At 40.8% G+C, this 14,404-nt stretch carries 13 protein-coding genes and 1 other RNA gene; 9 read left to right on the forward strand and 5 right to left on the reverse strand.

All coding sequences use genetic code 11. From position 1 onward, the window contains the following. Positions 1-151 precede the first annotated feature (151 nt). From CSV72_RS01310 to CSV72_RS01330, 5 genes are all read left to right on the forward strand, one after another. Positions 152-529 (forward strand): YppE family protein, encoded by a 378-nt coding sequence (locus tag CSV72_RS01310; RefSeq protein ID WP_099676777.1) that lies wholly within the window; start codon positions 152-154, stop codon positions 527-529. After that, positions 522-2,786, forward strand: coding sequence for a DEAD/DEAH box helicase (locus CSV72_RS01315; protein ID WP_099676778.1), 2,265 nt, complete (start codon positions 522-524; stop codon positions 2,784-2,786). The genes CSV72_RS01310 and CSV72_RS01315 overlap by 8 nt, the downstream gene beginning before the upstream one ends. Positions 2,787-2,962: 176 nt before the next feature. After that, positions 2,963-5,158 carry a 5'-nucleotidase C-terminal domain-containing protein gene (locus CSV72_RS01320; protein WP_099676779.1) on the forward strand — a complete coding sequence of 732 codons (2,196 nt, stop codon included), beginning with the start codon at positions 2,963-2,965 and terminating at the stop codon, positions 5,156-5,158. 161 nt (positions 5,159-5,319) lie between these two features. Beyond that, a complete protein-coding gene (locus CSV72_RS01325) occupies positions 5,320-5,673 on the forward strand; it encodes a hypothetical protein (RefSeq protein ID WP_099676780.1) in 354 nt (117 codons plus the stop codon). A gap of 208 nt (positions 5,674-5,881) precedes the next feature. Then, on the forward strand, positions 5,882-6,253 hold the full coding sequence (locus CSV72_RS01330) for a DUF488 domain-containing protein (protein ID WP_099676781.1): 372 nt from the start codon (positions 5,882-5,884) through the stop codon (positions 6,251-6,253). Between the two features lie 71 nt (positions 6,254-6,324). On the opposite strand, the gene CSV72_RS01335 is transcribed toward CSV72_RS01330, so the two are convergent. The 3 genes from CSV72_RS01335 to CSV72_RS01345 all read right to left on the reverse strand — a co-directional run bounded on the left by CSV72_RS01335 (position 6,325) and on the right by CSV72_RS01345 (position 8,043). After that, positions 6,325-7,005 (reverse strand): DUF3169 family protein, encoded by a 681-nt coding sequence (locus CSV72_RS01335; protein WP_099676782.1) that lies wholly within the window; start codon positions 7,003-7,005, stop codon positions 6,325-6,327. After that, on the reverse strand, positions 7,005-7,208 hold the full coding sequence (locus CSV72_RS01340; protein WP_099676783.1) for a helix-turn-helix transcriptional regulator: 204 nt from the start codon (positions 7,206-7,208) through the stop codon (positions 7,005-7,007). The genes CSV72_RS01335 and CSV72_RS01340 overlap by 1 nt, the downstream gene beginning before the upstream one ends. Positions 7,209-7,596: 388 nt before the next feature. Further along, positions 7,597-8,043 carry a DUF4385 domain-containing protein gene (locus CSV72_RS01345; RefSeq protein ID WP_099676784.1) on the reverse strand — a complete coding sequence of 149 codons (447 nt, stop codon included), beginning with the start codon at positions 8,041-8,043 and terminating at the stop codon, positions 7,597-7,599. A gap of 126 nt (positions 8,044-8,169) precedes the next feature. Between CSV72_RS01345 and CSV72_RS01350 the strand changes: the two genes are divergently transcribed. The 3 genes from CSV72_RS01350 to gpsB all read left to right on the forward strand — a co-directional run bounded on the left by CSV72_RS01350 (position 8,170) and on the right by gpsB (position 10,319). Beyond that, positions 8,170-8,391 (forward strand): transcriptional regulator, encoded by a 222-nt coding sequence (locus CSV72_RS01350; protein ID WP_099676785.1) that lies wholly within the window; start codon positions 8,170-8,172, stop codon positions 8,389-8,391. 276 nt (positions 8,392-8,667) lie between these two features. Next, positions 8,668-9,942, forward strand: coding sequence for a ribonuclease H-like domain-containing protein (locus CSV72_RS01355; protein ID WP_099676786.1), 1,275 nt, complete (start codon positions 8,668-8,670; stop codon positions 9,940-9,942). A 77-nt stretch (positions 9,943-10,019) separates the two neighbouring features. Beyond that, positions 10,020-10,319, forward strand: coding sequence for a cell division regulator GpsB (gene gpsB, locus CSV72_RS01360; RefSeq protein ID WP_099634717.1), 300 nt, complete (start codon positions 10,020-10,022; stop codon positions 10,317-10,319). A 61-nt stretch (positions 10,320-10,380) separates the two neighbouring features. On the opposite strand, the gene CSV72_RS01365 is transcribed toward gpsB, so the two are convergent. Both CSV72_RS01365 and CSV72_RS01370 read right to left on the reverse strand, forming a co-directional pair. Beyond that, positions 10,381-11,055: a DNA-3-methyladenine glycosylase family protein gene (locus tag CSV72_RS01365; protein ID WP_158232108.1), complete on the reverse strand. Its 675-nt coding sequence runs from the start codon at positions 11,053-11,055 to the stop codon at positions 10,381-10,383. 38 nt (positions 11,056-11,093) lie between these two features. Continuing rightward, positions 11,094-13,358: an ATP-binding cassette domain-containing protein gene (locus CSV72_RS01370; protein ID WP_099676788.1), complete on the reverse strand. Its 2,265-nt coding sequence runs from the start codon at positions 13,356-13,358 to the stop codon at positions 11,094-11,096. Positions 13,359-13,971: 613 nt separating this feature from the next. Between CSV72_RS01370 and rnpB the strand changes: the two genes are divergently transcribed. Then, positions 13,972-14,347, forward strand: an RNA gene (gene rnpB / locus CSV72_RS01375) — RNase P RNA component class B. Positions 14,348-14,404 lie beyond the last annotated feature (57 nt).

The following is a 14,404-nucleotide window of genomic DNA, read 5'->3' on the forward strand; positions in this document are numbered from 1 at the left end:
TTACCAAAAAGAAAGTTTCCAACGTGTCAAAAGTAGTCAAATTGGTGACGTCTTGGAATGTTTGTTCGTAGAAAGTGGAGCTACAGTTGAATATCTGATAAAATGAGGGGAGTACATTGATTACAATGAATTCTAAAGGAGTTTTATATAAATGAGCAAGATTGAAGACACAAAGCTATTGCTGACAATTTGTGATGAATGCGAACAACGGTTTTATCATATGCGTGAGACGGATCATGAGCCTGATTTCTTTGAAGAAGTGAAGCCATATGCCGATGTAAGTCACAAGGCAATCGCGCAGTGGGCGGAAGAGATGAAGGTGTGGATACAGAAGGAAAAGCCACGGTATGTGCATGAAGTGCAAGTGGATTCGCTGAAAGACTCGATGACACAATTCGTCGTGCAATCATTCTATAAAGCAACTGGAAAAAAACGTTTCATTCTGTCTATCCGTGCGGCGCGCTATACATTGCAAACTGTTTTGGACGCAATGAACGCGGACCGGAGAGAGGACCGTGTGAATGAATAAACAAAGTATACCCGATACCATTCAAGAACTATTCGCAGACTCGCGCTTTGGGCCAAATATTGCCTATATCGAAACACTAAAAGAGCAAGAGGCTGTCACCGCGGAGTTTCCTCCAGTTTTACATTCATCGATTCGTAAAGCATTGGCAATGAAAGGGATCACACAGTTATATAGCCACCAGCGACAAGCGTTTGATGAAGTGCGTGAAGGTCACTCGATTACCGCTATAACGCCGACTGCCTCAGGGAAGTCACTTTGTTATCATTTGCCAGTATTGCAGTCGATTTTGGATGATCCATCTTCACGGGCTCTGTATTTATTCCCAACGAAAGCATTGGCACAAGATCAGTTAGCAGATTTGCATGATTTGATTGAAGCGAGTGGCGAAACGATTTTAAGTCATACGTATGATGGTGATACGGCACCTGGCTTGCGAACCAAAGTGAGAAAATCTGGACATATTATTTTAACGAACCCGGATATGCTTCACTCGGCCATACTGCCTCATCATACTAAATGGATTTCATTGTTCGAGAACTTGAAATATATCGTGGTCGATGAGCTCCATACGTATAAAGGTGTGTTCGGCAGTCATGTGGCGCATGTTTTAAGAAGATTACAGCGTATTTGTCGATTTTATGGCAGTGATCCGATTTTTATTTGTACGTCCGCAACGATTTCAAATGCCAAGGAATTGGCGGATAATCTGACGAATAAAGATATGGTGCTGATAGATCAAAACGGGGCACCACGCGGTAAGAAACATTTCGTTTTTTATAACCCTCCCATTGTTCACGATGTGTTTGGTATACGAAGAAGTGCAGTGCTTGAGGTCCGTGATCTCGGAGCATTTTTATATCAAAAGCATATTCAGACAATCATTTTTGCACGAAGTCGTGTGCGTGTAGAAATGCTCGTGACCTATATGAAAGAGCTAACAAAGAAAAAGTTATTCGATAAAACTGTAATGGGCTATCGTGGCGGCTATTTACCATCAGAACGCAGAACAATCGAAAGTGGTTTGAAAAATGGTGATATTCGCACCGTAGTCAGTACAAACGCCTTGGAGCTTGGTATTGATATCGGACAATTGCAAGCGTGTATCATGACAGGTTACCCGGGAAATATTGCCAGTGCATTGCAACAAGCGGGTCGTGCGGGTAGACGCCAAGAAGATGCGCTGATTATTTATGTAGCGCAATCGATGCCACTTGATCAATATATTATTCAACATCCGCAATATTTGCTCGGACGGCAACCGGAAGAGATTCATATTCATCCGGACAATATGCTGATATTGATGGATCATCTGAAATGTGCTTCATTCGAACTGCCATTTAGTTCTACTGAGACGTATGGTGAATTTGAAGTACAAGAATTACTAGCGTTTTTGCAAAGTGAAGGTGTGTTGTTACAAACATCAGATAAATGGCATTGGATGACCGATCGTTTTCCCGCTGGAGAAATCAGTTTGCGTTCTGCTTCACAAGAAAATGTCATCATCATTGATCAGTCACTTCCGAAAGAAACTAGCGTCATTGGAGAGATGGACCGATTCAGTGCCATGACATTATTGCATGAAGAAGCAATTTATTTACATCAAGGAACGCAGTATCAAGTGGAGAAGTTGGATTGGGAAGAAAAGAAAGCGTATGTGACCGTCGTCGATGTCGATTATTTCACAGATGCCAATCTTGCGGTGGAACTGAAAGTGATCAGTGAAGACAAGCGAATGGTAGACGGGGAGCGTACGTTAGCTTACGGAGATTTAGCGGTACTCGCCATTCCGACAATCTTTAAGAAAATTAAGTTTGATACGCATGACAATATTGGGTCAGGTCCGATCTCGTTGCCGGCGGAAGAAATGCATACGTCCGGTACATGGTTAACGTTCGATGTTCCCGAGGACTGGGAGAAATCCGACTTGACCGATGCGATGACAGCTGCTGCCTACGCCATTCAGTCGCTAGTACCTCTATTCATTAAATGTGATCGAAATGATATCCATGTCGTGCCGCAAGTGAAAGCAATTCACATGGAGCGGCCGACATTCTTCATTTACGATAGCTATCCAGGTGGAATTGGTTTGAGTGAAAATATTTATAGTCGTTGGAAAGAATTATTAATGCTGGCAGCGGATCATGTGGCGGAATGTCGTTGTGAATACGGCTGTCCTGTCTGTATCGGAGCGCAAGAAGCGGGACAGAAGAATAACAAACATCGTGCACATAGCTTGCTAGCAGAGTTGGCCAAGTGAGTAGAAAGAGAGTCGAAGCGAATCACTTCGACTCTTTTTTTATGGATAAAAAGAAATAAGTAAATAAATTCATGAAAATAAATAAACTTCCCGACTCTCTAACCAAACTGAGGTATATTCTGATAATATGAATATGTACAACTATCAGACTAGTAAAAATGGGGAGGTAAAAACAGATGAATAAAAGAAAAGTTCATAGGTTTGGTGCAACATTTGCTGTCGCTAGCGCTATTGTAATGGCAGGAGGTTCTGTTAGTGCAGCAGAGCAATGGTATACCGACGTATCAAAGGATAACACCCATTATGAAGCAATTAAAGCGTTGACGGATCAACAAATCATTAGTGGATATCCCGGAAATCAGTTTAAGCCTGGGAATTCAATCGAGCGTCGTCACGCGGCGTTAATTTTGGCAAAGCTAGGGGACTTTGAAGAACCGAATAATGTGGCGGATGCATTAAAAAAGTTTAAAGATATTTCAGCGGACAGTTTCTACGCGAAAGAAATGGCAACTCTAGCGAACGCGAATGTATTTAAAGGGGACTCAAATGGCAATTTTAAACCGACTGCAGCCCTCACGCGTCAACAAATGGCGAATGTTCTAGTGAATGCATTGGATCTTGAGAAATACGATACAGGCAAGAAAGTGACAATCAACTTATCGAATGTAGGAGAGTCACATAAAAGAGGTGTGCAAATCCTTGCGAATCTTGGGTTGACCGATCAACTGACTAATTTCAGACCGAATGAACCCGTTACACGGGGCGCATTCTCATCATTCATTCATCGTGCCAACCAATTAAATCCAGGTGATTTCACATTATCATTAATGCATATGAATGACTCGCATGCCCGCGTTGCGGAAATGCCGAAAGCGGTTACCGCTATTAAAGAAGTTCGAAATGAAAAGCCGGATGCTTTGCTTCTCCATGGCGGAGATGTTTTCTCGGGAACATTATATTTCTCAGAGTTTGAAGGACAAGCCGATCTAGAATTGATGAATTTAATGGGTCTGGATGCAATGGTATTTGGTAATCATGAATTTGATTTAGGCGACAGTAAAAACGGTCACCAATCATTGGCGAATTTTGTGAAAGGTGCCAACTTCCCTGTAATCGGCACCAACATAGATTTCTCCAAAGACCCAGCTCTGAAAAATCTAGTAAGCGAAACGGAATTTACAAGTACGCCAGCATTGGGAGAAATTCATAAAGGCTTGATCAAAGAAGTGAATGGGGAAAAAGTTGGAATATTCGGATTGACTACAGAAAGTACGGCGTTTGTCGCTAGCCCAGGAGCAGTAGAGTTTCTGGATTATAAAGAGTCAGCTGAAAAAGCCGTAGCCTACTTCGAGAGCCAGGGAGTAAATAAAATTATTTCGATAAATCATCTTGGGTTCGATAGTGATCCGTCTGTAGGGAATGATTTGCTTCTAGCTGAAGCAGTTGAAGGCATTGATATTATCGTTGGTGGGCATTCTCATACGAAACTATCAGAACCGGTCATTGTCGACAAAAATGCAAGTGGAGAAAGCAAAGATCCTACAGTTATAGTTCAAGCTGATCAATACTTGACTCATCTTGGAACATTGGATGTAGAATTTGATAATAAAGGCGTCATTACAGGACATGCTGGCGAGTTAATCAGCTTAAAAGACAAAGCGAATGACCCGGAAGCAGCGGAAGCACTTCTCAAGTATTCCGGTACAATCGATGATACGTTTGGTAAAGAAATCGGAGCAACGTTAGAAGTGGATCTACCGAACCCGAGAAGTCGTGGAGAAGACAATCCGACGGAAAGTGTCCGTGCGAACGAAACAGCACTTGGTAACTTAATTACGGATGGAATGCTGGAAAAAGCAAAAGAATACAATCCGAAAACGGTAATTGCTCTGCAAAACGGTGGAGGAATCCGCAACCATTTGAATAAGGGAAAAGTCACAGTCGGAGCAGTAATTGAAGTACTACCATTCGGTAATACATTATCTCTTGTTACGCTTACGGGTGAAGAGATGAAAAATACGCTTGAGCATAGTGTGCGAAACTCACCTAATGAAGAAGGCGGTTTCTTGCATATGTCAGGAATGAAAATAACATTCGATAGCAGTAAAGAAGTGGGCAAACGTATTCAGACAATGCAAGTGAAAATGAATGATGAGTTCGTTGATGTGGAGATGGATAAAGAATACGTGATCACGACAAATGCCTTTACAGCAAGAGGCGGAGATGGCTTTAAAGTGCTTGGTGAAGCATATGAAAATGGTCGTGTAACCGATCTTGGTTTAGATGACTGGGTTAATCTACGCGATCACATGATTAAGCTTGGAACAGTCAAGCCTGAAATTGAAGGCCGAATTGTTGATGTGAAAAAGTAATATTCAAGAAATCAAAAGAGTTGGAGCTCAAAAAGCTTCAGCTCTTTTTTATATTGAAAAAATATTTTTCTAAGGTGTATCCTTTCTGCAATATGTCGCTATATAGCATATGAAGAGAGGGAAATGCCTCTCTTACATTCGAATCATTAGGAGGAAATACTATGTATTTATTACTTGATGAACCTTCATTTACTTTGCAAACTACGTTAGTTAAGGAGATCGGCCATAATGAAGCCTTTTTACTGCAACACCTTCATTATCGTTCGCTCATATCAAAAAATGAACGGGAAGGATATAAATGGGTATACAAAACGTATGAGGACTGGAAGGAAGAGATTCCATTTTGGTCACTCAATAAAATTCGGCGTACCATTTACAGTTTAGAGTCCCAAGGCTATCTGATCTCCAATTCCTCGTACAATAAAATGAAAATTGATAGAACGAAATGGTATCGCGTCGATTATACGAAACCGATCTTCCAAAAACAAAATAGAACGGTGGACGTATCAAGTTGAAACGACGGATTTGCTTGAAATAGTCAAATGAAGTTGCCCGAACTGAGCATACCAATAACTAATGTACTAGAAATAAATTAAAAATAAAGATAGTGTCGAGATGAATCTCGACGTTGCATTCTTTGTAATACATTCAAAAACTAATAACCTTTTCATTTATAGAATTTAGGGTAGAAGAATTATGAGAACCGAATAGGAGGAGATCAATATGCCAGTTCAGATCAAACGGGTTTATGATGATGCAGAGAAAGCAGATGGCTTGCGAGTTCTAGTTGATCGTTTTTGGCCACGTGGAGTGAGCAAGGAAGATGCACAAGTGGATGAATGGTTGAAAGATGTAGGACCGAGCAAAGAAATTCGTAAATGGTTTGACCATGATCCCGATAAATTTGAAGATTTTAAGAAAAAGTATAAAGAAGAATTGAAAGACAATGAAGAACAGCAAGAAGAGTTAGAAAAACTGAAGGACTGGACGAAAAAACATAAGAAGAATATAACGCTAGTATTTGGAGCGAAGGATGAAATGAATAATCAAGCTGTAGTATTAAAAGAAATCTTGGATCATCAGCAAGTAGAGTGATCAAATACAAATACTCGCTGTTCAAGAAAACAAACACTTGAACAGCGAGTATCAATATATTGAGCTACTTATCATTTATTTCGTATCGTTAGCAAATACTGTGCGTTCGTTAAAATGAGTATGAGTCCTACAATGAAAATAGAGAATAACTGGGAGTCACCTGTGCCCACGGAGTACAGAATAAATAACATCAATGCGATGATCAATGACAGATTCATCGTGTTAAACGTTTTATAATAGCCTTGAAGCATGACGAATCTCTCGCCTTCATCTGAAGCAGCTAGCAACTTATTGGCAAAGTTTTTTTCAGAAGAAGAGGGCAGTTCACGGTCAGGATACACGGTTTTCATCAAACCTGGGACCCGCATGGAAAACATGATAGATAGTACTAACGTACCGCCGGAAGTCATTAATAACCATGTCGGCTGATCGGTGATGATAGAGATGCCTGTTGCGACAATACTTACGATCAGTGCGACGGTATTACATAAATTCAGGTCACTGAATCGTTTATATTGCCAAACATCGCGTTCGTCTTCGTCAACACCTGTCAGTGTGAGGTCGGCTTTCTTTTTCATCTGTGTAGCACTGACAGCAATGAAAACAAAAAGCAATAAAGTGATAGCAACCAATACAATATTTACCTCAAGTGCTACGGGCGGAAAGCCTGCTTTGAAATCTATAGATAACGCGGCATACATTCCAAAGAAGCCGACTACTGCTCCGATAAGTGTCCAAATGATCATTCTCATTATAATTCCTCCTCATCAAAAATAAAAATACTTTCAATTGTCTCATTAAAAATATGTGCAATCCGTTTCGCAATAAGCAAGGAAGGAACAAATTCTTCCCTTTCAATTAAGCTGATCGTTTGCCTAGATACTTTTGCGCGTTTTGCGAGTTCCGTTTGATTGAGCCCATCACGCGCTCGTAATTCTTTTAATCTTGTTCTCACTAGCCTCACCTCTTGATTGTATTGTAATGTATAATGTGCATATTGACAAGTATAATTGTCAGTATGACTACTTTACAAGTCGTTTACGTAATAACCGAAGATGTGGTATTTACGCTCAACAGTGAGAAGAAAGGAGGAATCAGCCAAATTTGCTGTTCCTCTAAAAAATTCAAGTATCTTCAACGCTTTGTTAAACGTACTTCTATATATTCACGTAATGGCAAAGGACGGAATATGAAAAATCACATACTACTGAAAAATATGTGTGGAACTATTTCACTCTTTCTGTTCACCAACCACTGGATAGCTCAAGTTTGCAAGCGACAAGTAATACACGTAAAAAAAGCGGTAAATGCCTGTTTAGACATTAACCGCTTTTTTATGAGAATTATCCATATGCTTTCTGATGTGCTTTTTTCCGCTTTATATAATCTTCATCTTCGCGGATAGTGTCCCATCGTTCTTTGAAAATTTGTGCAGATTTTGCTTTCACAGGATCCATATCGCGCTCCTTACCCGTTCCATCCTCATTATACTTCCGTCCGCTTTTATGATTGGCATAACGACGTGCTCGTGTATATCCCATTTGAATGAACTTACGTGCCATATCCATTCCAACGAAGTCATTATTCTTTCGATATTCTTCGAAAAGCTCACAAATTTTATCAGCAGACTCTTTTGCAATTTCAGGTGTCTTAAAACGCCAATGAGGTAAAATTTCACTTTTGTAAGGCTCAACCAATAACACGCCTTGTTCACCTCTTCCTACTCTATATAATTCGGGGTTTTTGCGTAAGTCTAACGTACTGTAATCTACATCATAATCGAATGGCATATACTCACATCCTTTTTTCTCTACTGTACCCCTGAAAGAAGGGCAGAAAACGTGAGAATTAATTATGTAAAATACTTTACAACAGAACATACATTCTTTATACTGGAACAAAGGGAGGGAACGAATGTGCGGTGTTCATTAGAAAAGGCATTACGATACGGTGATATTCTCGAAGTGATATATGAAGCTAAAGATGGTTCCATTAGCAAACGAAAAATCCGTGTACTGAACTTACATGGCAAAACATTTACAGCATACTGTTTTCTGCGAAACTCCAAACGAACTTTCCTGATCGACCAAGTACTGGCAGTCGTTCCCGTAAGAGAGAAAGAAACGGTTATCGTTTAATCGATTATATACAGAAGGAACTCAAGCGATCTATCCGATTTTCAGGATACATCGCTTTTTAGTGTTTGAGATAGGATGTATTAAAATGTAAAAAACAAATTTCATATAAAACTAGACATATCATGTATAATTTAGAGCAATACGATCATTTCTGAGGTGAAGTTATGATAGACCAGTATGTAACTAAAGGGAAATTTAATAGGTTATATAGACAAGGGGTTCGACATATAGTGGATAGCCAACAATTAGAGGAACAGATAGATGAGTTGAATCGTCATGTCATATGAGCAGAAACTGATGGCGATGAAGTCGTTGTTAAAAAAGACGAAAGTTGTTCAGGAAGTGGAAGAGACTTTCAAGACGCCACCAGCACCCAACTATGAAAAACGCTGGTTGACGACAGGCATGGAGAAAATTGAAAATGAATTCGGTGTCGTCTATAAACGTGTTATTCATTATCCGCTCGATACGATGCACGGTGATTTTCGTTTAGGAGACGTGAAGCAAAAGCTGATGAAATGGTCTGAAGCGGATTACATGCATCCATTATCTCCAAACGCTGGTAAGCTATTATTTTTTGATACGGAGACAACAGGTTTGAAAGGCGCTGGAGCTGTCATTTTTTTAATTGGACTGTTGGAATTAAAGTCCGATGAATTCGTCATGACACAATACGTATTGCCGAATCCGGATCATGAAGCGGCATTTCTTTATGCGTCAGAATTATGGAGAGAAGGACTAACACTCGTCACATATAACGGGAAAAGCTTTGATTTCCCACAACTCCAAACACGTTGGTCTTTGCATCGGAAACTATTGCCGCCACTGCCTGTCCCGCATCAAATCGATTTGTTACATGGATCGCGTCGAATTTGGAAAGGGCAGATGGAATCATTCAAGTTGACCGAAGTAGAGCGAACGCAGCTAGGCTTTCATCGGAAAGATGATATACCTGGCCATATGGCACCTATTATTTATCAAGATGCGGTGAAAAATGGTCGTGCAGAAATTTTAATGAAAGTCATGTGGCATAATGAATGGGATATTCTGTCGCTTGTGACACTGTTTAGTCTGTCTACGGATATTATCATGGAGGAAACTAGTCAGCAAAATGCACAAATCGCAACGAATATCGCCAAATGGTTCCAAGATCTTGGTTTGAAAGATCATAGTTTTACGGAACTTCAACGAATTGCGGAAGTATACGGGACGAGTTATCCTATGACGCATTATCATCTAGGATTTTTATTGAAGCGCCATAAAGAATTCGACCGGGCCATTCAGTCATTTGACATCGTCGCCACGCATGGTACAGGCAGGGAGCAGGTACTAGCTTACGAGGAACTAGCAAAATTATATGAGCACCAAGTTAAGGATTATTCTCTTGCATATGAGCACATACTAAGTGCGGATCGATTATTGCAACAATCCAAAGATTTCACGCTGCGCTTCAGTAATCGGATGAAGAAATCTTTAGCAAAACGGGAAATGCGAGTGAATAGAAAGTTATTTCCTGGGCAAGCGCAAGAAGCGACAGATGAAGAACAATAGTCTTTTTCAGTAAGACAAAGAATGACAACATATGCTATAATGACCTTATGGAATCATAGACGGAAGGACGTTTTGTCATGGAATTTAAGCTAGATACGAAAACGATTTTGGAAAAAGAATTTAAGCAAGCCATTCGAGGTTATAAGCAAGAAGAAGTGGATTGGTTTTTGGATGATGTCATTCAAGATTATGAAACATTCAAAAAAGAAATTGCACGTCTACAAGAAGAGAATACTAGATTGAAGTCTGAAGTCAATTCTTCTCAAAGACGCTCTGCAACACCGGCTCCTCAAACGACGAATATTGATATCATTCAACGCATCGCGAACCTAGAAAGAGAAGTATTTGGCGACAAACTGGTTCAGCCTGAAGAATAAAAATTTCACCTTGAAATAAACGCACCGCCACAGTTTATAATATGTGGCGGTGCTTTTTGAATTATTGAAGTTCATTTTTCGTATCGATTAATTCTTCAATCGAGTCAAAATCCTGAACAAAACCTAGATGAATTGCTTCCCAAAGGTAATAGGACGCAATGGAACGATTTGGTGCCCAAAGCGGTGATTTCTCAATAAGTAGTTGACGGCGTTCGGATTTTTCCACTCCATATAGCCATTGTGCAGATCGCTGGATTCCTACATCATCGATCGCAAGCACGTCTTGACGGCCGAGTGATAAAATCAAAAACATTTCTGCTGTCCATTTACCGATCCCTTTGACATGGATTAATTGCTTGAGAATCGCGTCATTGTCATAGGGTCCAATATTCCTAAGATCCAGATCACGGTTCACTATTTTATCTGCAAGGTCTTTTACATATTCAGCTTTTCTCATAGTCAAGCCAGCTTCCCTTAATTCTTCCTGTGACGTGGCTAGCAACCCGTCCACTGTTATACGACCTCCGAGCAAATTTAGTAAACGTGCGTAGATGGCACTTGCAGCACTTACTGAAATCTGCTGACCTATGATGGACCGTACAATAGAAGATAGATAATCTGATCGTAACGGAACTTCAATATCACCAATGAGTGTAATCAATTGTTTAAGTCTAGGGTCCTTCGCGCAAATAGATTCGACTACTGGATCCTGTATACGAATACGAAGCGTTTCCAAATCGCTCACCTCTTATCCTGGAGTTAGATAGTAAAGAATCAAACGCCGTCCTTCAACCACTTCGCTGTTAGCGTGTCCGCAGACAGCATTTCTTGCGGTGTCCCTTCAAAGAGTATGGTACCTCCACGTTTTCCACCGCCCGGACCTAGCTCGATTACCCAGTCACTAGCTGCAATGAAGTCTAGATTATGTTCAATGATGATCACGGAATTCCCTTTGTTTACAAGTTTTTGGAACAATTCAAGTAGCTTACCATTATCGCTCATATGCAACCCTAATGATGGTTCGTCCAACAGATAGATTTGTCCTTCATTTTGTAAGTGACTTGCCAGTTTAAGTCGCTGAATTTCCCCACCGCTCAATGAACTGGTCGTTTGCCCTAATGTGAGATAACCTAAACCGACTTCATCCAGCATGTCCATTCTTTTTAAAATCTTCGGTGAAACAAAATACTCTTGCGATTCGTCTACTGTTAATTCTAAGATTTCCGCGATGTTTTTCCCGCGATACACATAGGAAAGGGCCTCATCTGAATAGCGTAAACCACCACAAGCTTCGCAAACTACGGTGACCGGATCCGCAAATGCCACATCTGGAGTGGTGACTCCTTTACCATCACATACTGGGCAAGCGCCTAACGAGTTAAAGCTAAATAGACCAGCCGGCTGTCCCGTTTCTTTCGCAAGGTTCTGCCGTATGTCATCCATGATTCCCATATAGGTAGCTAGCGTCGAGCGGCTAGAAATTCCGATACGGCCTTGGCTTACTTTAATTATATCGGGATATTTTGTCGAGAACGCTTCAAATAGTAGTGAACTCTTACCTGAACCTGAAACGCCGCAGACGGATACGAGAACGTTTTTAGGGATATCAATCGATACATCCTTTAAGTTATTATTATTCGCTCTTGTCACGGTGAAATGACCGTTTGACTCACGTGGGTTCTGATTGATTTCTAATTTGTGATCGAGTTTCGTTAATGCAGAAGCATTTTGTAATCCGTCTGGCTCACCTTGATAAACAATCTCTCCACCAGCAGCACCAGCACCTGGTCCCATTTCCACAATTTCATCCGCTACCTTTATAACAGATAAATCGTGTTCAATCACGATGACAGTATTATGGTTAGCTTTCAAACTTTGGAGCATCTGAATGAGCATATCCACTTCTTCTGGATGAAGGCCAGCACTTGGCTCATCGAAAATATAGGTAATATTGTTTAAGCTGCTACCTAAATGTCTTGCAATTTTCACACGTTGCGCTTCTCCGCCAGAAAGAGTTCCCATTTTTCTTGATAGACTTAAATAGCCAAGTCCCAAGTCAATCAGTTGTTGTACATTGGGGATTGCTTGTTGCGCAATAGACTCACCTAAAGGATCACCTATGTTTTTCAGTTCTGGCAGTAGCTCTGTCAGTTCCAACTTATCGTATTCAGCAATATTGAAACCATTGATTTTGCACTTCAACACTTCAGGATTTAATCCTGAGCCATCACAGGTTGGGCATAATGTATGTGTCGACACAGCCAGAACATCTTCTTGCGATGTTTGTTTGAGCTTTGAGATATCTCGATTAATATATAGACGTACAAATCTAGGTAATAAGCCATCCCACTCATGATCATGCGGACCATCTTTCGTATGGAATGGCGCAAACACTCTTTCACCTTCAGGAGGACCATAGATCAATAAATTGTATTGATCTGCTGGGTACTCTTTAATTGGCAAATCCGGGTCGAATAATCCACCTGTCATCATCCATCTACCTTGCCAACCAGAAGGGGACAATGGCTTAAACTTTACGGCGTACTCACGAAGTGACTTGTCCAAGTCGATAATTTTATGCAAATCAGGGTACACGACTTCACCGAAACCATTACACTCTGGACATTTACCAAATGAACTTTGACTGGAGAAATCAGTAGCCGAGCCAATTGCAGGTGTACCGATGCGCGAGAACAAAAGACGGATCAATGGATGAATATCCATATACGTCCCAACTGTCGAGCGAGTATTACCCCCAACAGGTTTTTGCTCCACCACAATAACTGGGCTCAAATGCCGCATTAAATCAGCACGCGGCCGTTCGTAACGAGGCATTTGGTTTCGTACATACAGTGGATAATTCAACGTCATCTGCCGTCTACTTTCCGTCGCAAGCGTATCAAACACAACCGAGCTCTTGCCCGACCCAGATAACCCAGTAAACACCGTAATCTGTTCCTTCGGCAAATTTAAATCTATATCTTTCAAATTGTTTTCTCGTAGTCCACGCAAAACAATCTCATCTTTGATTTCCTTCATACAATAGCCCTCCTTTAAACCGTAAATACTAGACTTGCTAGATGATTTCCCTGTTTTATAGAAGTTACACTATGTAATTTGGGAAAATTGATGGGGAAAAGTTGACTTTAGCATCGGTGGTGAGGGTTTGCAGGCTAAAAGGCTACTTCCAACACTTTGTTGACACTAAACGATCAATTTTATGTTGTTTTTAGTTGGAAAGGCGAATCAATTATGAATGAGGACTCGTCTGCGCTCATTAATTTGGTTAAGCGCTCATACTTTCGCTTCAACCGCTCATAACTTCCAACAAGCGCTCATACCTACACCGCATCCGCTCTATCCTTCACTCTAACCGCTCATTAACTAGATATAACCGCTCAATACACACTTTATCTACAATAGATTCTGAACTCCATCTGCTCTTGAACTTAAATAAGTTTTAAGATCACAATAAGTCACACACTACTGACAGTGAATGATCTACATCCATCCACCATAACGGCTCAAGCCTCAATCCCAAACCACTTATTACTTCATTCAACAAATCACTCCAAACATAAAATCTAACTCTTTCAAACGAATCCATTGTATAACGAACCGATTTGGTGTATACTCAGGAGTGCCATAGAGAGTATTCAGGTAATCGCTGCAACTTCGGTTGTAGAGGAAAGTCCATGCTCACACGGATCTGAGATGACCGTAGTGTTCGTGCTCGGTGAAAAAATAAGCCGGGGCAATGCATCTGCATTGATGGCGGGAATAACTCCTAAGTCTTCGGATATGGACTAGATTCTCTGAAAGTGCCACAGTGACGTAGTCGGCATGGAAACATGTCGAGTGGAACGGGTAAACCCCACGAGTGAGAAACCCAAATTATGGTAGGGGCGTTCTTCCGAAAGAATTCAATGGAGGAAGGAACAGGCAATTGTCTGTAGATAGATGATTACCACTTCAAGTACGAGGCGCGAGCCGTTTGAGTACCGAAGAACAAAACATGGCTTACAGAATATTCTATGGCATTTATCTTACAATTAGCTCTCCTACAGTTTTGGGAGAGTTTTTCT

The organism is Sporosarcina sp. P20a (genome assembly GCF_002743175.1).
Taxonomy (GTDB): Bacteria; Bacillota; Bacilli; order Bacillales_A; family Planococcaceae; genus Sporosarcina.

Bases quoted from the DNA above. Each gene is read 5' to 3' on its own strand.
- CSV72_RS01310 (WP_099676777.1), top strand. From the start codon at position 152: ATGAGCAAGATTGAAGACACAAAGCTATTGCTGACAATTTGTGATGAA.
- CSV72_RS01315 (WP_099676778.1), top strand. From the start codon at position 522: ATGAATAAACAAAGTATACCCGATACCATTCAAGAACTATTCGCAGAC.
- CSV72_RS01320 (WP_099676779.1), top strand. From the start codon at position 2,963: ATGAATAAAAGAAAAGTTCATAGGTTTGGTGCAACATTTGCTGTCGCT.
- CSV72_RS01325 (WP_099676780.1), top strand. From the start codon at position 5,320: ATGTATTTATTACTTGATGAACCTTCATTTACTTTGCAAACTACGTTA.
- CSV72_RS01330 (WP_099676781.1), top strand. From the start codon at position 5,882: ATGCCAGTTCAGATCAAACGGGTTTATGATGATGCAGAGAAAGCAGAT.
- CSV72_RS01335 (WP_099676782.1), bottom strand. From the start codon at position 7,005: ATGAGAATGATCATTTGGACACTTATCGGAGCAGTAGTCGGCTTCTTT.
- CSV72_RS01345 (WP_099676784.1), bottom strand. From the start codon at position 8,043: ATGCCATTCGATTATGATGTAGATTACAGTACGTTAGACTTACGCAAA.
- CSV72_RS01355 (WP_099676786.1), top strand. From the start codon at position 8,668: ATGTCATATGAGCAGAAACTGATGGCGATGAAGTCGTTGTTAAAAAAG.
- gpsB (WP_099634717.1), top strand. From the start codon at position 10,020: ATGGAATTTAAGCTAGATACGAAAACGATTTTGGAAAAAGAATTTAAG.
- CSV72_RS01370 (WP_099676788.1), bottom strand. From the start codon at position 13,358: ATGAAGGAAATCAAAGATGAGATTGTTTTGCGTGGACTACGAGAAAAC.